The following is a 21,039-nucleotide window of genomic DNA, read 5'->3' as shown; positions in this document are numbered from 1 at the left end:
GCCTCTACACAGCTCTGCGGATGTGGCGCCGGGCGTGCGCGGCGTACGGTCGGCGCATGTTCGACGGCAACTCCGGCCGTCTGGCCGTTCCCGACACCACGGTCACCAAGACCGTCCTCGAGGCCGCCCGGCGGCACGCCGTCCGCGACGGCGACCGTCCCGCGCTGATCGGCTCCGGCCGGCGGATCGGCTTCGCCCGGTTCGTGGACGTGGTGCCGGCCGCCGCCGTGGGGCTGGCCCGGCGCGGGGTACGGCTCGGCGACGTCGGCGCGATCCAGGTCGCGGACGCGTGCGACACGGCGCTGGCCGTGCACGCCGTCACCGCCGCGGGCGCCGTCGCGGCGCCGCTGCCGGCCGGGCTGCCGGCCGGTGAGCTGGCCCGGCTGATGAACGAGTGCGGCGCCCGGTTCCTGATGACCGGCGCGGGCGCGGAGGCCGGCCCGGCGCTGGCCGCCACCGGGCGCTCCCGGGTCAGGCAGGTCTTCGCCTTCGGCGACCTGCCGGGCGCCACCCCGTTCGCCCGGCTCACCGGCGGGCCCGAGGGGACCGGGCCGCCGCCCCTGGTGGAGGTGTCGGTCGACCCGCTGCGCGACCCGGCGCTGCACCTGCACGACCCGCCGGAGGACCTGACCCACGCCGACCGCCTCGCCGACCTCTTCCGCCTGGGCGGCGCGGCCGGGGTCGTGGAGGGCGACGTTCTCGCCTGCTGCGCGGCCGACTGCTCGGTGCCGACCTGGCTCGGCCTCATGGACCTGTGCCTGACCCAGGGCGCCACGTTCGCGGGCGTCCCGGACGCCGACCCGGCGGCGCTCCTCGCCGCGGTGGACGCGCACGGGGCGACGCTGGCGGTCGTGACGCCCGAGAAGCTGCGCGCCCTCGCCTACGGAGGCGAGGGCGCCGCGCGCCGCGCCGAGGTGCGGCTGCTGGTGACCGGCACGTCCGAGCCGGAGGTCGTCCGGGCCTGCCGCAAGCGGCACGGCTGGCCGGTCACCTTCCTGATCTGAGCCCGGACGGACCGGGCCCTCAGGCCGGCGTGGGCCGGGGGATGGCCTTGTATTCGAGGTAGGGGTTGAGTCCTTCGGGGCCGAGTTCGCGGCCCAGGCCGCTGTTCTTGTAGCCGCCGAACGGGGTGTTGGGGTCCAGGACGTAGAGGTTGACGCCGCAGGACCCGGTGCGGACGCGGCGGGCGAGGTCGACGCCGTGGTCGACGTCGCCGGTCCAGACCGAGCCGCCCAGCCCGTAGTCGCTGTCGTTGGCGATGGTGATGGCGTCGTCCTCGTCGTTGTAGGGGATGAGGACCAGGACGGGGCCGAAGATCTCTTCGCGCGCGATGCGCATGGAGTTGCTGACGTCGGCGAAGACGGTGGGGGCGACGTACCAGCCCTGGTCGTGGGGCCGGGTGAGGCCGCCGGTGAGGAGCTTGGCGCCCTCGTCCTGGCCGATGCGGATGTAGTTCTCGACGCGCTCCTGCTGGCGCCGCGCGGCCATGGGGCCGATCTCGGTGCCGTAGTCGGCGGGGTCGCCGACGGTGAGGCCCGAGACCATGGCGGCCAGGGCGTCGGCGACCTCGTCGTAGCGGGAGCGGGGGGCCAGGATGCGGGTCTGGGCGGCGCAGGCCTGGCCGTTGTTCATCAGCGAGGCCATCTTCAGGCCCTCGATGGTGACGTCCAGGTCGGCGTCCTGGCAGATGATGGCGGCGGACTTGCCGCCCAGCTCCAGGGTGGCGGGACGCAGGAGGCGCCCGCAGGCGGCACCGATCTCGCGTCCGGCGGCGGTGGAGCCGGTGAAGGCGACCTTGTCGACCCCGGGATGCTCGACGAGGTAGGCGCCGGTCTCGCGGCCCGCGGGGACGAAGTTGACCACGCCCGGCGGCAGTCCGGCCTCCTGGATCCACTCGGCGAGGAGGTAGGCGTCCAGCGGCGCCTCGGGGGAGGGCTTGGCCACCACCGTGCACCCGGCGATCAGCGCCGGGGCGAGCTTGAGCATCAGGGTGAACTGGGGGACGTTCCAGGGGTAGATGGCGGCGACGACGCCGACGGGCTCGCGGGTGACGGTGACCGGCCCGAGCATGCCGGGACGTTCGTCGTCCCAGGTGAAGGTGGCGGCCAGGTCGGCGTAGTACTGCAGGACCATCTGGGGCAGGGCGGCCTGGCCGAAGATGGAGAACAGGATGGGGGACCCCATCTGCTCGGTGACCAGGTCGGCCATGGCCTGCTGCCGCTCGGCGTAGATGGCCGAGAGGCGGCCCAGGACCTCGGCGCGCTCGGCCGGGGTCATGCGGGGCCAGGGGCCGTGGTCGAAGGCCGCGCGCGCGGCGGCGACGGCCGCGTCCATGTCGGCCGGGGTCCCGTCGGGGACGCGGCCGACGACCTCCTCGGTGTGGGGGGAGACGACGTCGATGGTGCCGGTCCCGGCCGGGATGGTCCACTGGCCGCCGATGAACAACCGATCGTGCTCGCGCATGCTGGCGTACCCTCTCCGCGCCCAGGAAGCTTGACCGAATGCTTGCTTGGGCACCAAGCATGTCATGCCTCCCCGGGGGATTGGCAAGGGCCCGGCCCGCCTTCCGGTCCACGAGGCCGCCCGTCCCCGTCCGGGGGCAGGGGGCCCCGTACGGGGTGAGGGTCGATCCGGGGTCAGGGACCGAGCCCGGGTCAGGGGCCGAGCCCGGGTCAGGGGCCGAGCAGGTGCGCGTTGGGCAGGCGGGCGCGTCCGGCCAGCGCGGGCATCTCGACGACCTCGACGCCGTGGTCGCGCAGGCGTTCGGCGCCGGTGCCCGGGACGAAGAGCGACGGCTCCCGCCAGGCGAACACGACCCGGCGCAGGCCCGCCGCGAGGATGAGATCGGTGCAGGTCAGCGGACGGGACTTGCGCTCCCCGCACGGCTCCAGCGAGCTGTAGATCGTCGCCCCGGACAGGTCGGCCCCGGGCAGGTTGGCACCGGACAGGCCGGCACCGGACGGATCGGTGCCGTCCCGGCGGGCGATCTTGGCCAGGGCGGACTCCTCGGCGTGGTCGTGCGGATCGTTCTCCCGGGAGAAGCCACGGGAGATCTCCAGGCCGTCCGGTCCGACGATGACCGCGCCCACCGAGAAGGCCGTCCGCGACGGCGGGCAGCGGCCGGCGAGGTCACAGGCCAGCCCCAGCCAGCGCGGGTCATCCACGGGAGCCGCCGATCAGGTAGCGCAGCAGCACCAGATCGCCGATCCGGGTGGACTCGGCCAGCCGCATCGGGCGCCCGGGCGACTGCGGGAACACCCCCGGCCCGACGAAGCGCGGGGCGGAGGGGTCGCCGAGGAAGAACGGGGCGACCACCAGCTGCAGCTCGTCGGCCAGCCCGGCGGTGAGGAAGCGGGTGTGCACCTCGCCGCCGCCCTCGACCATGAGCCGCCGCACGCCCCGGGCCCCGAGGTCGGCGAGCATCGCGGTCAGGCTCGGCGGGTCGCCCGCGTCCACCACCTCCGCGCGGTCGCCCAGCCGTTCCGCCAGCGCCGGGACGGTCCGCGGCGGCGCGTACACCAGCTTGGGCGAGTCGCCGGTGGTGAAGAACCTGGCCTCCGGGTCGAGATCGCCGCCGAGGGTGATCGTCACCTTGGTGAGGTCGGGCGGCAGGCCGCGCTGGGCCCGCCGGTCCCGCCGGGCCTGCGACTTGATGAGCAGCTTCGGGTCGTCCCCGCGGATCGTCCCCGCCCCGACCAGGATGGCGTCGCAGCTCGCGCGGACGCCGTCGACGCGGTCGAAGTCCGCCGGGCTGGACAGCCGCAGCCGTTCGGGGCTCGCGTCGTCGATGTACCCGTCGACCGACATGGCGCAGCTCAGCAGCACGTAGGGAAGCCCGGTCACGATCGCCACCCTAAGGGAGGCCGCGCCGCCGGGGGGTTCGGGGGTGTTGATGGGTGTTCCGCCGGGATATCGGAGATCGTTCCGGGGCCCCCGGCGTTTCTGCGCCGGATGTGTCGGAGGTGACGCCTAGGGTGTCTGCGACATGCGACTCCTCCACACTTCCGACTGGCACCTGGGCCGCTCGTTCCACCGCGAGGACCTCCTGGGAGCCCAGGCGGACTTCGTCGACCACCTGGTCGAGACCGTACGGGCGGAGCGGGTCGACTGCGTGCTGATCTCCGGCGACGTCTACGACCGCGCGCTGCCCGCCGTGGACGCCGTCCGGCTGTGCGACGAGGCCCTCGTCCGGCTGCGGGAGCTGACCCGCGTCGTGCTGATCGCGGGCAACCACGACTCGGTGCAGCGGCTCGGCTTCGGCTCGGCCCTGATGGACGGCTCGGGCGTCCACGTGCGGACCGACCCGGCGCGGGTGGGGGAGCCCGTCCTCATCGGGGACGCGGCCGTCTACCCCATCCCCTACCTGGAGCCGGAGCTGGTCCGCCACCCCTGGAGCCTGGACGAGCGCGGCCACACCGCCGCGCTCGGCGAGGCCATGCGCCGGGTCCGGGCCGACATGGCGACCCGGACGGGCCTGCGCACGGTCGTGATGGCGCACGCCTTCGTCACCGGGGGAGCGGCCAGCGACAGCGAACGCGACATCTCCGTCGGCGGGGCCTCCTCGGTCCCGGTCCAGGTGTTCGCCGGGGTCGACTACGTGGCGCTGGGGCACCTGCACGGGCGGCAGCGGATGACCGACCGGGTGCGCTACTCGGGGTCCCCGCTGGCCTACTCCTTCTCCGAGGACGCCCATGTCAAGGGTTCCTGGCTGGTCGATCTGGGCACGGGCGGCGCGGCGGAGGGGCCGGCCGCCGAGTTCGTGGAGGCTCCGGTGCCGCGCCCGCTGGCCCGCCTCCGCGGGCGCATCGACGACATCCTGGCCGACCCCGCGTACGAGGCGGTCGAGGATCACTGGCTGCAGATCACCCTCACCGACCGGCAGCGGCCGTCGGCCGCGATGGAGCGGCTGCGCGCCCGGTTCCCGCACACCCTGGTGCTCGGCTTCGAGCCCGAGGGCGGCGCGGGGGAGGGCTCGCGCACCTGGTCCGAACGGGTCAGCGAGAGGTCGGAGCTGGACATCGCCGGTGACTTCGTCGCCGAGATGGGCCAGGCCGAGGCGACCGAGGCCGAACGGGAGCTGCTGCACGAGGCGTTCGAGAGCTTCCGCCACAAGAGCCTGGGGGTGTGAGGCGGCGTGCGGCTGCATCGGCTGGAGGTCACCGCGTTCGGGCCGTTCTCGGGCACCGAGGAGATCGACTTCGACGCGCTGTCGGACGCCGGGCTGTTCCTCATCCAGGGCCAGACGGGCGCGGGCAAGACCAGCGTGCTCGACGCCGTCTGCTACGCGCTCTACGGGCAGGTGCCCGGCGCGCGCAACGCCGTCAAGGGCCTGCGCAGCGACCACGCCGCCCCGGACGTGGCGCCCCGGGTCGTGCTGGAGGCCACCATCCGCGGCCGGCGCCTGCGCGTCACCCGCTCGCCCGCGTGGGACCGTCCCAAGATCCGCGGCTCCGGCACCACGCAGGAGAAGGCCAAGGTCCTCCTCGAAGAGCTCGAACACGGCGAGTGGACGGGCCTGTCGACCCGGCTGGACGAGGCCGGAGACCTCATCGGCGGGCTGCTCGGCATGACGGCCGCGCAGTTCTGCCAGGTCGCGATGCTGCCGCAGGGCGAGTTCGCGAGCTTCCTGCGCGCGAACGCCGAGGAGCGCCGCAAGGTGCTGGAACGCCTCTTCGCCGCCGAGGTCTTCACCCAGGTCGAGAAGTGGCTGGCCGACCGCCGCGCCGCGACCGGCCGGGAGGCGGCGGCCCTCCGTACGGTGGCCGGGTCCGTCGCCGACCGCGTCGCCGAGGCGACCGGCGCCCCGCCGCCCCGTACCGAGCCCGCGCCCCCGTCCCCCGGGCCGGTGCCCCGGCCGCGCCGGGGCGACGACCCGCACGGCGCCGGACAGGCCGAGGAGCCGTTCGCCGACATCGAGGCGCTGCCCGCGTGGGCGGCCGAGCTGGCCGGCCAGCACGCGGCGATCGAGGCCGCGGCGGCGGAGCTGCGCGACCGCCTCGCCGGTGACGTCACGGCCGCCCGCACCGCGCTCGACCAGGGGCGGGTGCTCGCCGAACGGCGGCGGGCCCACGCCGAGGCGCGGCACCGCCAGGAACGCCTGCGCGAGCGCGCCGGGGAGCGCGCCGAGCTGACCTCCCGGCTCGACGCCGCGGCCCGCGCCGACCGGGTCCTGCCGCTGCTGCGCAACCTCACCGACCGCACCCACCGCGCCAAGGCCGCCCAGGACCGGGCCGCGCTGACCCGTTCGCGGGTGGCCGCGCTGGTCGCGCCCGGCGCCGCCGAGGACGTGCTGGCCAAGGCCGAACGGACCCGCCGCGACGACATCGCCGCGCTCGACGGCAAGCGCGCCCTGGCGGCGCGGCTCGCCCAGGTCACCGCCGAACGGCACGGGCTGTCCGCCGAACGCGCGCGCCTGGAACCGCGGGAGGCCGAGGTCGCCGCGGACCTGGACGGCCTGCCCGGCCAGGTGGAGGAGCTGCGCGCCGCCTGCGACGACGCGCGGATCACCGCCGCCGGCCGCGCGGGCGCCGAGGCCGCCGTCCAGGACGCCCGGCGCCGGCTCGCCGACGCCGAGCGCCGCGACCGCGTCCTCGGGCGGCTGGCCGAGGCCGAGGAGACCCGGAGGCTGGCGGTCGACGCCGCCCAGGCCGCCCGCGACCGCCTCCAGGAGCTGCGGCAGGCCCGGCTGGAGGGCATGGCCGCGACGCTCGCCGCCGACCTGCGTCCCGGCGAGCCCTGCCGGGTGTGCGGGGCGCTGGAGCATCCCGAGCCGGCCGCCGCGCTCGGCCTGATCCCCGGCGAGGACGACGAGGAGCGCGCCCAGGCCGCCTACGAGGAGGCGCAGCGGGCGCGCGAGGAGGCCGCCGGCCTGGTCGAGTCGCTGCGCGCCGACCGCGACGCGGCGCTGGAGAGCGTCGGCGAGACGCCCGCCCGCGACCTGGCCGCCGCGCTCGGCGACGCCGAGCGCGCGCTCGAGGACGCCGTCGCCGCCGCCGCGGAGGCGGAGCGGCTGGAGGCGCGGCTGCGGCGGGCCGAGCGCGACCTCGGCGACGCCCGTGACCGGCACGGCGAGATCGAGCGGGCGCTCACCGCCAACCACGCCCGCGACGGCGAGCTCGGCGCCGAGCAGGACCGGCTGCGCGCCGAGCTCGACCGGGCGCGGGGCGACGACCCGTCCCTGGAGGCCCGGGTCGAGCGGCTCACCCGGGAGGCCGAGGCCCTCGCGGCGGGCGTACGGGCCCGGCAGGAGGCCGACCGCGCCGCCGAGGAGCTGGCCGCGGCCCGCGCCGAGGTGCAGGCGGCCGCCGCGAACGAGGGCTTCCGTACCGCGGACGAGGTGCGCGCCGCCGAGCTGGCCGACGAGGACCAGGCCGTCGTGCGCGACCGGGTGCGCCGTTTCGACGACGAGGAGGCCGCGGTCCGGGCGACCCTGGCCGATCCCGCGCTGACCGCGGCGTCCGCCGAGCCCCCGCCCGACCTGCCCGCGCTGGAGTCGGTCCTGGCCCTCGCGGAGTCCGCGCACACCGCCGCGGCCTCCGCCGCCGCCCAGGCGCGCCGCCGCCGGGACCGGCTGGCCGAGCTGCGCGCCGAGCTGGCGGACGCGGTCCGCGCCTGGCGTCCCGCCGCCGAACGGCACCGGGTGGCCGAGCGGCTGGCCGGGCTGGCGTCCGGCAAGGCGGCGGCCAACCGGCTCGGCATGTCCCTGTCGGCGTACGTGCTGGCCGCCCGGCTGGAGCAGGTCGTCGCGGCGGCCAACGAGCGGCTGGACCGGATGTCGGCGGGCCGCTACGCGCTGCGGCACACCGTCGACAGGGCCGCCGGAGACCGCAGCAAGGGCGCCGGCGGGCTCGGCCTGCGGGTCGTCGACGGCTGGACGGGGCGGCAGCGCGACCCGGTCACCCTGTCGGGCGGCGAGTCGTTCATCACGTCGCTGGCGCTGGCACTGGGGCTGGCCGACGTGGTCACCGCCGAGGCCGGCGGCACCGAGATCAACACGCTCTTCGTGGACGAGGGGTTCGGCACCCTGGACGAGGAGACCCTGGACGAGGTCATGGACGTCCTGGACGGGCTCCGGGACGGGGGCCGCGCCGTGGGCATCGTCAGCCACGTCGCGGAGCTGCGCACCCGCATCCCCGCCCAGCTGCGCGTCACCAAACGCCGCGCGGGTTCGACGGCGCGGGTGGTGGTCTGAGCGGCGCCCGGAGTGGAGCGTCAGCGGAGCGGAGGGTGTCGTTCAGGCTGCTCTTGTCGGGGAGTGTGAGGGGTCGTCCTCTCACGTGGGTGTGGGCGGCGCCCGGAGTGGAGCGTCAGCGGAGCGGAGGGTGTCGTTCAGGCTGCTCTTGTCGGGGAGTGTGAGGGGTCGTCCTCTCACGTGGGTCTGAGCGGCGTCCGGAGTGGAGCGCCAGCGGAGCGGAGGGTGTCGTTCAGGCTGCTCTTGTCGGGGAGTGTGAGGGGTCGTCCTCTCACGCGGCGCTGCGGTCAGGGTTTGCGGGCCACGCCGCCTAGGAGCCAGCCGGTGGGCGGCTCGTACGGGCGGTCGGGCCGCCATTCGGGTGCGTAGACGAGGCCGGGCTCGGCCAGGTCCATCCCCGCGAAGTAGCCGGCGATCCGGGCCCGCGAGCGGAAGGTCAGCGGCACCCCGGTGCGCCTGGCCAGGTCCTTGCCGGCGGCGCGCTCGGCGGGGGTGAGGTTCTCGTCGGTGAAGTCGCACAGGGCCAGGTGGCCGCCGGGGGCCATGGCCTCCCGGAACGCGCCCGCGGTGGCCTCGGGATCCTCCTCGTCGAGGAGGTGGCTCAGCACGCTGAACATCAGCACGCCCACCGGACGGTCGAAGTCGATCAGCGCGGTGACGTCGGGGTGCTTGAGGATGCCCTGCGGGGCGCGGGCGTCGGCGTGTACGGCGGTGGCGGCGGGGACGGCGTGGAGCAGTGCCTGGTAGTGGATGACGGCGACCGGGTCGTGGTCGACGTAGACGACGGGGGCGGCGGGGGCGACCCCGTGGACGATCTGGTGCACGTTCCCCTTGCCGGGCAGCCCGCAGCCGACGTCCAGGAACTGCCGGACGCCCGCTTCGAGCAGGTACCGCACCGCGCGCCGCATGAACTTGCGGTTCTCCCGGGGGAGGAGGCGTGCCGCGGGGAACGTCTCGACCGCCTGGAGCGCCACCTCGCGGTCGGAGGTGTAGTTGTCCTTACCGCCGATCGAGAAGTCGTAGATGCGGGAGCTGGCCGGCCCGAGGGGGTCGTGGGGGTCGTGCTCTCTCATGTCCATCACCTGATCCAGTGACCGCGGGGTCACATACTGCCACCGGATCGCGTCCGGCGCAGCATCGGGTGCGCATGATTTCTTTCGCGGTGGCGCACGCGCGCCGCCGGGTCGCGGGTCAGAGATAGAGACCGGTGCCGTGCTCGGGGCGCTCGCTGGCGATGGCGTGCAGGTCGCGCTCGCGCATGACCAGGTAGTTCTCGCCCTGGATCTCCACCTCGAACTGCTCCTCGGGGTGGAAGAGCACCCGGTCGCCGACCTTGACGGTGCGCGCGTGATGCCCGACTCCGCAGACCTCACCCCAGACCAGGCGGTTGGACTGCTCGACCGTCGCGGGGATCACGATGCCGCCGGTGCTGCGACGTTCGCCGGCCTCCTTCTCCACCTTGATCATGACGCGGTCGTGGAGCATCTGTACTTCGAACTTGGGCTCGGACACGCTGGAATTTTATCCGCCCTGCGAGAGCGGGGCGCCCGTCGCGCCGACGGCCCGCTCCCCGGCCGGTCCGCGGGCCGGGTCCTCGTACCGGGGGAAGACGGCCAGGGCGACGAGGGCCAGCGTGAACCCGCCCGCGCGCAACGCGAACGGCCCCGCCTCCCGCGGCCATTCCTCGCCGAAGAGCACGACGCTGCTCAGCACCAGGTAGACGCGGCCGATCACGGTCAGCACGGTCGCCACGATCGCGACCCGGCAGCGCTGCAGGGCCACCTGGAGCTGCCCGAGGGCGATCGCGGCCATGCCCAGCGTCAGGTACGGGTAGGGGGAGGCCAGAACGCCCTGCACGCCGCCGCCGTTCTCGTAGACCAGGGAGATCCCGCGGACCCCGGCCTCGGCGAGCCCGGCGCACGCCCCGGCGCCGATCCCGTAGGCCACGCCGGCCAGCTTGCGGGCGTGCCGGCCGCCCGCCCGCCGGTCGCCGACCAGCCAGACCATGGCGGCGACGACCAGGGCCGGTGCCATCACCGCGAGCATCGGCCAGGGGGAGCGGAGGGTGCCGGCGAGGGTGGCGTCGGCGGCCGGCGCGGCGCCGGGCGCGCCGCCGGCCGACAGGCCGATCAGGGCGGTGGCAAGGACGAACAGCGCCACGCTGAACCATTCCCGGACGCTGAGCCGTTCGCCCAGGAACCGCACCGCGTAGACCACCAGGAGGACGAGGCTGACGGCGAAGATCGGCTGGGCCACCGGCAGCGGCAGCGCGGTGAACGCCACCACCTGGTAGGCCAGGCCGAGGAACAGGATCAGCCCGCCCGACAGCCAGACCGGATCGGTCAGCATGTGCCGGGCGACGGTGAAGGGGCGGCTCCCGCGCAGCGGCGGCATCCGCGCCGCCGAGCGCCGGAAGACCACGAAGGCCGCGTAGTAGGTGCTGGTCGACAGGAGGGCCAGGGCTGCGTATCCGAGGTCGTGACCCAACGGTGAGCCTTTCAGCGGGACGGCACGGGGGTCCGATGTCGCGGTGGGGGCGCCAACGCCGATGAACCGTTACCCTGCCCTGTCTCCCGGCGTGTGACAAGGGCGTGTCGGCTGTATCCCGATCGTCACGTCCGCCGCGGGCCGTAGGAGCGTCCGGCGCGGGAGGAGAAGCGCCCGGCCACCCCGGACGGGACGAGCCGGGTGGCCGCGACGATCGCCTTGTACCAGGCGCCGGGCACGCTGACCTGGACGCCCCGGCGCAGGTCGCGCAGGGCCGCGTCGACGACCATGTCCTTGTCGAGCCACATGAACTCCGGGATCCCGGAGACGTCCATCCCGGCGCGGCGGTGGAACTCGGTCTTCACGAATCCCGGGCACAGCGCCATCACCCGCACCCTGCCGCCGGAACGGCCGGCGATGTCCTGCGCCACGCCCTGGCTGAAGGAGACCACCCACGCCTTGGACGCGCCGTAGGTGCCGCGGACGGCGAACGCCGACACCGAGGAGACGTTGACGACGGCGCCCCGGCCGCGTTCCAGCATCGAGGGCAGCGCCGCGTGGGTCAGGCGCAGGACGGCCTCGCAGTGCACCTTCAGCATGGTCGTCTCGTCGGACACGGGGACGTTGAGGAAGGTGCCCTTGTGCCCGAAACCGGCGTTGTTGACCAGGAGGTCCACGCCCGCGCGGCAGCGTTCCTCGGCGGCGGCGATCCCCTCCTCGGCGGCCAGGTCGGCGACGAGCGTCTCGGTGCTGATCGCGTAGGTGTCCCGCAGGTCGCGCGCGGCGCGTTCCAGCCGCTCGCCGTCGCGGGCGAGGAGGACCAGGTCGAATCCGTCGGAGGCCAGGCGGCGGGCGAAGGCGGCACCGATGCCCGCGGTGGCGCCGGTGATGAGAGCGGTCGGCATGGCACCGAGCCTAGAGGAGCCGGGAGCCCGCCTACCGGACGGTGAGGGCACGCGGGCCGCGGGCACGGCGCGCGACGAAGTGGCGCGGGTCGGGACGGCGGGTGGCGCGGCGGTAGGCGAAGGTGAAGCCCGGCCAGTTGTTGACCACCGTGCCCTCGGCGTTCTGGTACCAGCTGGCGCAGCCGGACTCCCACACCGTGGAACGCATCCGGGTCCGCATCTCGCGGGTGAACGCGTCCTGGACGTCGGGCCGGACGTCGATCCACTCCAGCCCGTGCGCGCGCATCGCCCGCACGCAGCCGAGCACGTACCGGATCTGCGACTCCAGCATGTAGATGATCGAGTTGTGGCCGAGGTTGGTGTACGGCCCGTACAGGAGGAAGAGGTTGGGGAATCCGCTGACCGTGATGCCCAGGTGGGCCCTGGCGCCGTCCCGCCACTCCTCGTTCAGGTCCCGGCCGCCGCGCCCGGCGACCTTCATCGGCGCCAGGAAGTCCGAGGCCGCGAACCCGGTGGCGTAGACGATCACGTCCGCGCGGTGCTCGCGCCCGTCGCGGGTGCGCAGGCCCGCGGGGGTGACGCGCTCGATCGGGTCGGTGACCAGCTCCACGCCGGGCCGGCCGAGGGCCGCGTAGTAGTCGCCGGAGATGAGGATGCGCTTGCACCCCATCGGATAGCCGGGGACCAGGGTCTCGCGGAGCGCGGGGTCGGCCACCTGCTCGCCGAGGTGGTCGCGGAACCTGCGGGCCATCAGGTCCATCAGCCGGGGGTACTTGATGAACCCCAGCGCCCGCGACTCGTACAGCGCGTAGATCCGCGCGCGGCTGAGCGCGTGGAGGCCGGGGACGGTGCCGAGCAGGGCCTTCTCCCAGGGCCGGTACTCCCGGTCCGGCTTGTCGATCACGTACGGCGCGGACCGCTGGAACACCGTCAGCCGGCTCGCCCGCCCGGCGATCTCGGGCACGATCTGGATCGCGCTGGCACCGGTGCCGATCACCGCCACCCGCCGGCCGTCCAGCTCCGCGCCGTGGTCCCAGCGGGCGGTGTGGAAGGACGTCCCGGTGAACGTCCCGCGGCCCGGGATCGATGGCGGCACCGGCCGGTTGAGCTGGCCGCAGGCCGAGACCACGACGCGGGCGGCCAGCTCGCCGCCGGTGGTGGCCAGCCGCCACAGTCCCGCGTCCTCGTCGAAGCGCGCCTCGGTCACCTCCGCGCCGAACCGGATCAGCGGCAGCACCTCGTACTTGCGGGCGCAGGCGCGCAGGTAGTCCAGGATCTCCCGCTGCGGCGAGAACCGGCGGGTCCAGTCGGTCTTGGGCTCGAAGGAGAAGGAGTAGAGGTGCGAGGGCACGTCGCAGGCGGCGCCGGGGTAGGTGTTGTCCCGCCAGGTCCCGCCCAGGTCGGCGGCCTTCTCCAGGATGACCACGTCCCGGATCCCGGCCTGCCGGAGCCGGATCGCCATCCCGATGCCGCCGAAGCCGCTGCCGATGATCACAACGTCGTGCGGAGTGCGCATCCTGCCGTCCCGAACATCGTTCTGTTGGTTCCTCCGAGCGTAGGTGGCGGGCCGCCGGTTGAACAGCCGGGCGGCACGGAGGAGAGCGCCGGTTTTGTCCCTGCCCCATGTCAAGATCTTTCGCATGCCGAACGACACCGCGCCCCCGGACGGCGGCCTCCGGGGGCCCGACACCGCACCGCCCGGCGAGGTCCTGGCCCGGGCGGTCGAGCAGGCCGTGAACGAGGCCCTAGGCGAGTCCCTCGACGCCCACATGGCCAAGCTGAAGTCGCCGCGTCCCGGCCCGCGATGGCGCGACCGCACGCTGGAACTGCTCCAGCTCCCGGGAGTGCGGGAACACGTGCGGGAGACCGTCCGCGAGTACGTCCACCAGGCTCAGGAGAAGCCGGGCCTCCACCCCACCGACCCCCTTGCGCGCGGCTACGTCTGGGCCGTGGCCCTGGCGGGCGGGCCGTCGGTGCTGGAGGACCTGCTCGCCGTCGTCCGGCACGCGGGCTGGGTCACCCGGCTGTGCTGGGACCCGGCGGTGGCCAACGCGGCGATCGGCGCGCTCGGCGCGATCGACCGGCCGGAGACGCTGGAGGCGCTGCGCGGCCTGGAGAAGGAACTGAACTATCCGGGTGCGCGCAAGCAGATCGAGAGCGCGCTGCGGGCCGCGGCCGAACGCCGCGGCATCACCCCCGGCCAGCTGGTGGAGCGCGGCGTCCCGGCGCACGGCCTCGCGCCGGACGGCTCGCTGACGCGGCAGGTGGGCCGGTACCAGGCGGTGCTGGCGATCGAGGACCCGCGGACCGTACGGCTCACCTTCACCGGCGACGACGGCCATCGCCCGCTCCGGACCGTCCCGGCCGCGCTCAAGGACGGGCACGCGGACGAGGTCAAGGAGCTGAAGGCGCTCGCCAAGGAGGTGCGGGGCACGCTGGCGGACGAGCGCGCGCGGGTGGAGGGGCTGCTGACGGCCGGCCGCGACTGGCCGTACGCCGAATGGTGCCGCCACTACCGCGACCACCCCATCACCGGCGTCGTCACCCGGGGGCTCATCTGGGAGTTCGAGGGGCGCGACGGGGTGTGGCGCGCGGCGACCCCGGCCGAGGAGGCCCTGGTGACGGTCGACGGCAACGCGCTGACCCGCCCGGACGCCGGGGCGCGGGTGCGGCTGTGGCATCCGATCCGCGCGACGGCGCCGCAGGTCGGCGCCTGGCGCGCCTTCGTCACCGAGAACGAGATGGTGCAGCCGTTCAAGCAGGCGTTCCGGGAGATCTACCTGCTGACCCCGGCCGAGGAGGAGACCGGGGTCTACTCCAACCGCTTCGCCGCCCACATCGTGCGGTACGGGCAGCTGTACGCCCTGTTCAAGGAGCGCGGCTGGCAGTCCAACCACCTGGGGAGGCATTCGGACGGCTTCGACGGGCGGGCCAGGGGCCTGTTCGCCGAGGGGGAGTGGCGGGCCTGCTTCTTCCACGAGCCGGCCGAGGAGGACTTCACCTACACGCCCGAGCACGCCGCCACCGACCAGGTGCGGTTCGAGCGCAGGAACGGGCGCCGCTGGGCCGAGGTCCCGCTGGCCGAGGTGCCCGCGGTGGTGTTCAGCGAGGCGATGCGGGACGTGGACCTGTTCGTGGCGGTGACGTCGATCGCGGCGGACCCCGAATGGGCCGATCGCGGCGAGCACCGTCACCTGGCGTACTGGCGGGAGACGACCTTCGGTGAGCTGACGGCGAGCGCGGAGGTGCGGCGGGACGCGCTGGCGCGGATCCTGCCCCGGACGAGGATCGCCGGCCGGTGCTCGCTGGAGGGGCGCTACCTGGTGGTACGGGGCGACCTGCGGACGTACCGGATCCATCTGGGCAGCGCCAACATCCTGATGGAGCCGGACGACTCCTACCTGTGCGTGGTCGCCTCCCGCAAGAAGGGGCCCGGCAAGGTGTTCCTGCCGTTCGAGGACGAGCGGCTGGCGCTGATCCTCAGCAAGGCGTTCCTGCTGGCCGCCGACAGCGCCATCACCGACGAGACCATCCTCCGGCAGATCAAGGGGAGCCGGTGACCGGCGCGCCTCCCCGGTCCGCGCCGTCCGGCGAACGGTCCGGTGACCGGTCCGGCGGAGAGTCCGGCGAGCGGCTGTCACCGCTGGCCGAGCGGCTCCTGGCGGGGATCGGCGACCCGTCCCTTCCCGGCCTGGAGGCGGACTTCCGGCGGCTCGGCCACCTCGGCGACGAGGAACTGGGCGCGCTGCTCCCTGCGGTCTACCTCACGGGCGACTACCCGTTGAGGAGCCTTTTCGAGCAGGTGATCGCGGAGAGGCAGGTGCGTTTCAGTCCTCCGGCGTGCGCGCGCATGTTCGACGTCCTCGAACGCGACCCCAGGTCGTTCGGCTTCCTCGAACTGGGGGCGGGCGCGCTGCTGCGCTGCACCGGGCCGTGGCCGGACGGGCTGGCGCGTCCCGCCGAGACGCTGGTCCGGCACTGGCTCGGCAGTGACGAGGCCCGCCAGGGGATCCCGTTCGCGCTCCTCACCGTCGCCGCCCTGGCCGGTCCGCGCCGCTACCGGAAGGTCGCCCGGCTCGCCGCCGGGCAGGGACCGCTCGCCCGAGCCGAGCTGGACCTGCTGAAGGGCTGGGACGTGACCGGCCACGCCCTGCTGGCGGAGACCGTCCAGACGAGGTGGGCGCACCGCTGGGCCCCGCTGCCGGACGGCTGGCGGCGGCTGGCCGACCACGGGTACGCCGCCTTCGGCCGCTCGGTTCTCGAACAGGCCCGGGACCGGGTCGAGGCGATCCAGGACGGGCGGATCCCGTACGAGGCCGACAAGGCGTTCACCGCCGGTGAGGTGGCCACGCTCGGCCGCGCCGCCCGCGTCGCCCTGATGGCCGACGAGCCGTGGCTGCCCGAACTCCTCGACCGGCTGCTGCGCGGCGTCGCGGTCGCGCCGACCGCGGCCAGGACGCTGCCCTCGCAGGCGCTGCTGTACGAGCTGGCCCGCGCCGGCCAGGACTTCCCCACCCCCGAGCTGGCCACCTCGCTGCGGACGGTGCGGACGATCGCCCGGCACGCGGCCGTCCCCAAGCAGCTCGACAAGATGCTCAAGAAGATCGAGGCGGCGCTCGCCGACCGGGCCGACGTCGCCCTCCGCCTGCCCGGCCTCGGCTTCGGCGCGGACGGCGTCCTGCTCACCCCGCTGGGCGAGCACGAGGCCGTCGTCACCGCCGGGGAGAAGGTGGAGCTGAGCTGGCGCGGGCCGGGCAGCCGGCCGCTGCGCTCGGTGCCCGCGGCCGTGCGGCGCGACCACGCCGCCGAAGTGAAGGACCTGCGCGCGCTGGTGAAACGCGCCGGCGCCCACCTCACCACGCTCGCCCGCGCCCTGGAGAGCGGGTTCCCCGGCGAGCACGCGATGCCGTACGGCGAGTGGCGCGCGCGGCTGGGCGCCCACCCGCTCGCCGGGACGATGGCCCGGCGCCTGATCTGGGAGGTCGAGACCGCCCCCGGAGAGTGGCGCGCCGGGCTCCCCACGGCACCGGACGCCCCGTTCGCGCTGCTGGACGCGGCGGGCGAGGCGCTGCCGGTCCCCGGCGAGGACGCCCCCATCCGGCTGTGGCACCCGATCCGCGCCACTCCCGCCGAGGTCCGGGCCTGGCGCGACGTGATGACCGGGCGGCACATCAGGCAGCCGTTCAAGCAGGCGTTCCGGGAGATCTACCTGCTGACCCCCGCTGAGCGGGAGACCGGCGTCTACTCCAACCGCTTCGCCGCCCACATCCTGCACTACCGGCGTCTGTTCGCGCTGTTCCGGGCGCGGGGCTGGAAGAGCCGGATGCTCGGCCCCTGGGACGGCGGCGGCGAGGACACCGCGTACCGGACGTTCGCGTCGGGGACGTGGCGGGCCGCCTTCCACCACGAGTACGTCCCGGCGCTGGACGAGCGCGAACTCGCCACCACCGACCAGGTGCGGCTGGCGCGCCGCGAGGACGGCGGATGGCGGGACGCGCCGCTGGCCGAGGCGCCCGCGGTGGTGTTCAGCGAGGCGATGCGGGACGTGGACCTGTTCGTCGGGGTGACCTCGATCGCCGCGGACCCCGACTGGCAGGACCGCGGGGAGGACCTCCATCTCGCGTACTGGAGGGACACGACCTTCGGTGAGCTGACGGCGAGCGCGGAGGTGCGGCGGGACGCGCTGGCCCGGATCCTGCCCCGGACGAGGATCGCCGAACGGTGCTCGCTGGAGGGGCGCTACCTGGTGGTGCGGGGCGACCTGCGGACGTACAGGATCCACCTGGGCAGCGCCAACATCCTGATGGAACCGGACGACTCCTACCTCTGCATCGTCTCCGCCCGCGGGAAGGGCCCCGGGACGGTGTTCCTGCCGTTCGAGGACGAGCGGCTGGCGCTGATCCTCAGCAAGGCGTTCCTGCTGGCCGCCGACACCGCCATCACCGACGAGACCATCCTGCGACAGATCGAGCGAGGTGCCTGATGCCCGCGGTGACCTTCCGCGACGAGACCGCGACCGGCCGCTCCCTGGCCTCCTTCCAGGTCGCCGGACTGCCCGGCCGCATGACCGTCCGGGAGCTGATCCGGCTGCGGGTCAGGGAGGAGGTGGCCCGGCACAACGCCCGCCCGGTCCGCCGCTTCCACGGCCTGGTCCGGCCCGAGGACGCCGAGACCGAGCTGAACGGGTACCTGCTGCGCGAGCCCCGGCGGCTCGACTGGGAACGGCAGGCCGACGTCGCCGAACGGGCCTTCCTCGGCAACGGCTTCCTCATGCTCGCCGGCGACCGCCAGGTGGAGGACCTGGACGAGGAGGTCGATCTCGCCGGAGATCCGGAGCTGGTCTTCATCAAGCTCATTCCCCTCGCCGGAGGCTGAGCCGCGCGGCCCGCGGCCCTCCGCCACCCCGGGGGCCGCCTTCAGCCGATCAGGCCCAGCTCGTGGGCGCGCAGGCCCGCCTGGAAACGCGAGTCGGCGTCCAGCAGGGTGAGGATCTCCGCCACCCGGCGCCGGTACGTTCGCAGCGACAGGCCGAGGCGGCGGGCGGCCGTCTCGTCCTTGAACCCCTCCGCCAGCAACCGCAGGATCTCCCGGCTCTGGTCGCCGAGCGCGGGCGGCCGGCCCCGCCGGTACTCGGCCAGGTCGAGGGAGGACTCCCAGGTCGCCCAGTACAGCGACCGCACGCTCTTGACCACGTCCGGCGAGCGCACCACCGTGTACGTGCGCGTGCCCTGGACCGGCGGCCCGGCCAGGACCGCCACCCTGCGGTCGATGATGATCGTCTCCTGGGGCAGCCCGGTGGGGCAGATCCGGACCTCGACCCCGCGCCCGGCCATGGCCAGCAAATGCCGCTCGGACTCCTCGTCGGCCAGCGCCTGGGGATTGTAGAGCTTGCAGACCTTCAGTTCCGGCGGCGCTTTCCAGCGCTGGGTGATGATGCGCTCCCGTACGTCCGGCATGACCCACGTGCCGGGATCGGTGGCGGCGCAGACGAACTCCTCCCGGGCGTGCCCGAACAGGTGCCCGGCGCGCGCGGCCAGCTCCACCTCGCCGCGCAGGGTCACGTTCCGTTCCTGGTCGGGGCTCATCACGGTCCAGTGTGCTGGGCGGCGGCCGGGCAGGTCAACGCTGGCAGCTTCCTGCCAGCGCGGGCCGGGTCGGCCGGGCGGCCAGCAGGCTGAAGGCATGAACGGAACGGACGAGAAGTACTGGACGCTGGGCGGGGACCTGCGGGTCGCGCGGATGGGCTTCGGCGCGATGCGGCTGCCCGTGAGCACCCTGGGCGGCCCCGCCAACGACCGGGAGACCGGCCTGGCGGTGCTGCGCCGCGCGGTGGAGCTGGGCGTGGACCATATCGACACCGCGGCCTTCTACTACCACGGAGACCTGTCCGCCAACGACATGATCAGGGAGGCGCTGTCCCCCTACCCGGACGGCCTGGTGATCGCGACGAAGGTCGGCCCGCATAAGGGCCCCGGCGACCTGGCCCCCACCGGGCAGCTGGAGACCGGCGAGCTGCGCGCCGAGGTGGAACGCAACCTGCGCGAGCTGGGCCGTGACACGCTCGACCTGGTCTACCTGCGGCACGGCGGGCTGGAGCCGCCCGGCGAGGAGTCGATCGCCGAGCGGTTCGCGGTGCTGGCGGGCCTGCGGGAGGAGGGGATCATCCGGCACCTCGGGGTCAGCCACGTCTCCGCCGCCCAGCTCGACGAGGCCCGCGCGATCGCGCCCGTCGCCGCCGTGCAGAACTGGTTCGACGTCACCCGCCCGCAGGACACCGCGATGCTCGCCCTGTGCGCCCGCGAGGGCATCGCGTACGTGCCGTTCTTCCCGCTGGGCGGCTTCGGGATCCCCGACGACCCGCGCCTGAAGGAGATCGCCGGGCGGCACGGAGCCACCGTGCCCCAGATCCTCCTGGCGGGGCTGCTCGCGCTCTCCCCGGCGACGCTGGCCATCCCCGGCACCGGCTCCCTGGACCACCTGGAGGAGAACGTCGCCGCGACCGGCGTCCGCCTGACCGACGAGGACCTGGCCGCCATCGACGAGATCGCCGCCGGTCCGGACACGCCCTGACCCCCGCGCCGGACGGCGTACCCTGGCCCCGGACGTGACGGGCGGACAGGGGAGACGATGTCGGCGACGCGATTGCTGGTCCTCGGCGGTGTGCGGCGGTTCGGCCGGGCGCACGGCTACGAGATCCGCCGGGAGCTGCTGTCGTGGGGGTCGGACGAGTGGGCCAATGTCAACCCCGGCTCGATCTACCACGCGCTCAAGCAGCTCGCCAAGGAGGGCCTGCTGCGCTCCCACGAGGTCGCCGAGAACGACGCCGGCCCGCCCCGTACCGACTACGAGATCACCGGGCGGGGCGAGGAGGAGTTCCTGCGGCTGCTGCGGGACGCCCTGGCCACCGTCGACGTCCGGCACCCCGAGTCGCTGTCGGCCGCACTCGGCTTCCTGACCGAGCTTCCGCGCGAGGAGGCGATCGCGCTCCTGGAGGCACGGCTGGAAGGGCTGGCGGAGTGGCGGGCCTCGGTGGCGCCGCACCTGGCGGACGAGGCCGGCGAGCCGCTGGAGCACCTGCGGGAGCTGCTCGGCTGGTGGGTCCACCAGGCCGACGGCGCCACCGAGTGGACGCGCGGGCTGATCGAGCGGCTGCGCGGCGGAGCGTACGTCATGGCGGGGGAGCGCGCCTGAACCCCGCCCCGCGCCCGAGCCCGCGCCGCGCCTGAGCCCGGTCCCGCGCCGCCACCGGGCTCAGGCCAGGCAGACCAGGGCGTCGCGGAGCTCGGAATCCAGCGCGTGGCCGGGGGAGAGGCGGCCGGTCGTCGCGTCCACGAAGTCGGCGGACGACAGCTCGCCGGCCAGGTCGTCCAGCTCCACCCGGAAGCCCCCGGGGATGCCCTCCACCCGGACGGGGGAGTCCTGCTCGTCCAGGACGAAGATCCCCACCCGGGCCCGCCAGGCCGTCCGGCCCGGTTCCTCGCCCGGTTCCACCGGGACGTTCACGTCGTCGGCGTGGGTGGCGAACTCCGAGCAGTAGTGGAAGGTCTGCAGGCCCACCGGGTAGGGCCCCGCCATCGTGGGGAGGGTGGCGTCCGCCCCGAGCGCGCGCATCCGGCGCCGCGTCTCGCCGTTCTCGCGGCGCCACTCCTCCAGCACCTCCCCGACCGGCAGGTCCCGCCGGCGCCGCACCGTCCAGTCGTTGAACGCGCCCAGGTCCTCGATGCCCTCCCGCTCCATCCGGGCGAACAGGCCGTCGAGGTCGTCGTCCAGGCAGGCGTGGTTGTACAGCTCCTCGCCGGCGAGATGGGCCAGCACGTCCCGGACCGACCAGCCGTCGCAGCGCGAGGCGTGCTCCCAGTCGGGCCCGGTCAGCGCGCCGAAGTAGGCGTCCAGCCGCGCGGCCTCGGCGTCGAGGATGTCGAAGGGGTCCAGCCCCTCAAGCGTCTCGGCGTTCAT

At 74.5% G+C, this 21,039-nt stretch carries 18 protein-coding genes; 8 read left to right on the top strand and 10 right to left on the bottom strand.

The window, feature by feature from the left end; translation table 11 throughout:
- Positions 1–56 precede the first annotated feature (56 nt).
- Complete coding sequence (locus IW256_RS24975) at positions 57–1,004, top strand: AMP-binding protein (RefSeq protein WP_197013291.1); 948 nt, start codon at positions 57–59, stop codon at positions 1,002–1,004.
- A 19-nt stretch (positions 1,005–1,023) separates the two neighbouring features.
- On the opposite strand, the gene IW256_RS24970 is transcribed toward IW256_RS24975, so the two are convergent.
- The 3 genes from IW256_RS24970 to IW256_RS24960 all read right to left on the bottom strand — a co-directional run bounded on the left by IW256_RS24970 (position 1,024) and on the right by IW256_RS24960 (position 3,843).
- Positions 1,024–2,463 carry an aldehyde dehydrogenase gene (locus IW256_RS24970; protein ID WP_197013290.1) on the bottom strand — a complete coding sequence of 480 codons (1,440 nt, stop codon included), beginning with the start codon at positions 2,461–2,463 and terminating at the stop codon, positions 1,024–1,026.
- A 209-nt stretch (positions 2,464–2,672) separates the two neighbouring features.
- Complete coding sequence (locus IW256_RS24965) at positions 2,673–3,164, bottom strand: cytidine/deoxycytidylate deaminase family protein (protein WP_197013289.1); 492 nt, start codon at positions 3,162–3,164, stop codon at positions 2,673–2,675.
- Entirely contained in the window at positions 3,157–3,843 is a 687-nt protein-coding gene (locus tag IW256_RS24960; protein WP_197013288.1) for a RibD family protein, read from the bottom strand. Before IW256_RS24960 ends, IW256_RS24965 begins: the two co-directional genes overlap by 8 nt.
- Positions 3,844–3,985: 142 nt before the next feature.
- Between IW256_RS24960 and IW256_RS24955 the strand changes: the two genes are divergently transcribed.
- Both IW256_RS24955 and IW256_RS24950 read left to right on the top strand, forming a co-directional pair.
- Positions 3,986–5,128, top strand: coding sequence for an exonuclease SbcCD subunit D (locus IW256_RS24955; protein ID WP_197013287.1), 1,143 nt, complete (start codon positions 3,986–3,988; stop codon positions 5,126–5,128).
- 6 nt (positions 5,129–5,134) lie between these two features.
- Positions 5,135–8,191: an AAA family ATPase gene (locus IW256_RS24950; RefSeq protein ID WP_197013286.1), complete on the top strand. Its 3,057-nt coding sequence runs from the start codon at positions 5,135–5,137 to the stop codon at positions 8,189–8,191.
- A 287-nt stretch (positions 8,192–8,478) separates the two neighbouring features.
- Here the strand turns inward: IW256_RS24950 and IW256_RS24945 are convergent, their stop codons facing one another.
- The 5 genes from IW256_RS24945 to IW256_RS24925 form a co-directional block, all read right to left on the bottom strand.
- On the bottom strand, positions 8,479–9,264 hold the full coding sequence (locus tag IW256_RS24945) for an SAM-dependent methyltransferase (protein WP_197013285.1): 786 nt from the start codon (positions 9,262–9,264) through the stop codon (positions 8,479–8,481).
- 118 nt (positions 9,265–9,382) lie between these two features.
- Positions 9,383–9,703, bottom strand: coding sequence for a GroES family chaperonin (locus tag IW256_RS24940; protein WP_307829041.1), 321 nt, complete (start codon positions 9,701–9,703; stop codon positions 9,383–9,385).
- A gap of 9 nt (positions 9,704–9,712) precedes the next feature.
- Entirely contained in the window at positions 9,713–10,678 is a 966-nt protein-coding gene (locus IW256_RS24935; protein WP_197013284.1) for a DMT family transporter, read from the bottom strand.
- A gap of 125 nt (positions 10,679–10,803) precedes the next feature.
- Positions 10,804–11,583 (bottom strand): SDR family NAD(P)-dependent oxidoreductase, encoded by a 780-nt coding sequence (locus tag IW256_RS24930; protein ID WP_197013283.1) that lies wholly within the window; start codon positions 11,581–11,583, stop codon positions 10,804–10,806.
- A gap of 31 nt (positions 11,584–11,614) precedes the next feature.
- On the bottom strand, positions 11,615–13,099 hold the full coding sequence (locus tag IW256_RS24925) for a flavin-containing monooxygenase (RefSeq protein WP_197013282.1): 1,485 nt from the start codon (positions 13,097–13,099) through the stop codon (positions 11,615–11,617).
- Positions 13,100–13,223: 124 nt separating this feature from the next.
- Between IW256_RS24925 and IW256_RS24920 the strand changes: the two genes are divergently transcribed.
- Genes IW256_RS24920 through IW256_RS24910 form a run of 3 tightly spaced genes read left to right on the top strand, consistent with a single transcriptional unit; the run spans position 13,224 to position 17,958 of the window.
- The gene (locus IW256_RS24920; RefSeq protein ID WP_197013281.1) at positions 13,224–15,143 is read left to right on the top strand and encodes a DUF4132 domain-containing protein; all 1,920 of its coding nucleotides are present in this window, start codon (positions 13,224–13,226) and stop codon (positions 15,141–15,143) included.
- On the top strand, positions 15,140–17,566 hold the full coding sequence (locus tag IW256_RS42820) for a DUF4132 domain-containing protein (RefSeq protein ID WP_197013280.1): 2,427 nt from the start codon (positions 15,140–15,142) through the stop codon (positions 17,564–17,566). Before IW256_RS24920 ends, IW256_RS42820 begins: the two co-directional genes overlap by 4 nt.
- Entirely contained in the window at positions 17,566–17,958 is a 393-nt protein-coding gene (locus tag IW256_RS24910) for a hypothetical protein (RefSeq protein ID WP_197013279.1), read from the top strand. The genes IW256_RS42820 and IW256_RS24910 overlap by 1 nt, the downstream gene beginning before the upstream one ends.
- Positions 17,959–17,999: 41 nt before the next feature.
- Here the strand turns inward: IW256_RS24910 and IW256_RS24905 are convergent, their stop codons facing one another.
- A complete protein-coding gene (locus tag IW256_RS24905; protein ID WP_197013278.1) occupies positions 18,000–18,668 on the bottom strand; it encodes a helix-turn-helix transcriptional regulator in 669 nt (222 codons plus the stop codon).
- Positions 18,669–18,765: 97 nt separating this feature from the next.
- On the opposite strand from IW256_RS24905, the gene IW256_RS24900 reads away from it, so the two are divergent.
- Together IW256_RS24900 and IW256_RS24895 are read left to right on the top strand one after the other, a co-directional pair.
- Complete coding sequence (locus IW256_RS24900) at positions 18,766–19,653, top strand: oxidoreductase (protein WP_197013277.1); 888 nt, start codon at positions 18,766–18,768, stop codon at positions 19,651–19,653.
- A gap of 57 nt (positions 19,654–19,710) precedes the next feature.
- Complete coding sequence (locus tag IW256_RS24895) at positions 19,711–20,274, top strand: PadR family transcriptional regulator (RefSeq protein ID WP_197013276.1); 564 nt, start codon at positions 19,711–19,713, stop codon at positions 20,272–20,274.
- 60 nt (positions 20,275–20,334) lie between these two features.
- On the opposite strand, the gene IW256_RS24890 is transcribed toward IW256_RS24895, so the two are convergent.
- Positions 20,335–21,039 carry a maleylpyruvate isomerase family mycothiol-dependent enzyme gene (locus IW256_RS24890; protein WP_197013275.1) on the bottom strand — a complete coding sequence of 235 codons (705 nt, stop codon included), beginning with the start codon at positions 21,037–21,039 and terminating at the stop codon, positions 20,335–20,337.

Origin of the sequence: Actinomadura viridis (genome assembly GCF_015751755.1) — a bacterium.
Lineage (GTDB): Bacteria > Actinomycetota > Actinomycetes > Streptosporangiales > Streptosporangiaceae > Spirillospora > Spirillospora viridis.
Note: the sequence above shows the minus strand (reverse complement) of the source record. Positions and strands in the feature narration are given on the sequence as shown.

Excerpts from the sequence above, each read along its gene's own strand:
- IW256_RS24970 (WP_197013290.1), bottom strand. The coding sequence starts at position 2,463 with ATGCGCGAGCACGATCGGTTGTTCATCGGCGGCCAGTGGACCATCCCG.
- IW256_RS24925 (WP_197013282.1), bottom strand. The coding sequence starts at position 13,099 with ATGCGCACTCCGCACGACGTTGTGATCATCGGCAGCGGCTTCGGCGGC.
- IW256_RS24905 (WP_197013278.1), bottom strand. The coding sequence starts at position 18,668 with ATGAGCCCCGACCAGGAACGGAACGTGACCCTGCGCGGCGAGGTGGAG.
- IW256_RS24895 (WP_197013276.1), top strand. The coding sequence starts at position 19,711 with ATGTCGGCGACGCGATTGCTGGTCCTCGGCGGTGTGCGGCGGTTCGGC.
- IW256_RS24900 (WP_197013277.1), top strand. The coding sequence starts at position 18,766 with ATGAACGGAACGGACGAGAAGTACTGGACGCTGGGCGGGGACCTGCGG.
- IW256_RS24890 (WP_197013275.1), bottom strand. The coding sequence starts at position 21,039 with ATGAACGCCGAGACGCTTGAGGGGCTGGACCCCTTCGACATCCTCGAC.
- IW256_RS24945 (WP_197013285.1), bottom strand. The coding sequence starts at position 9,264 with ATGAGAGAGCACGACCCCCACGACCCCCTCGGGCCGGCCAGCTCCCGC.
- IW256_RS24975 (WP_197013291.1), top strand. The coding sequence starts at position 57 with ATGTTCGACGGCAACTCCGGCCGTCTGGCCGTTCCCGACACCACGGTC.
- IW256_RS24920 (WP_197013281.1), top strand. The coding sequence starts at position 13,224 with ATGCCGAACGACACCGCGCCCCCGGACGGCGGCCTCCGGGGGCCCGAC.
- IW256_RS24910 (WP_197013279.1), top strand. The coding sequence starts at position 17,566 with ATGCCCGCGGTGACCTTCCGCGACGAGACCGCGACCGGCCGCTCCCTG.
- IW256_RS24955 (WP_197013287.1), top strand. The coding sequence starts at position 3,986 with ATGCGACTCCTCCACACTTCCGACTGGCACCTGGGCCGCTCGTTCCAC.
- IW256_RS24930 (WP_197013283.1), bottom strand. The coding sequence starts at position 11,583 with ATGCCGACCGCTCTCATCACCGGCGCCACCGCGGGCATCGGTGCCGCC.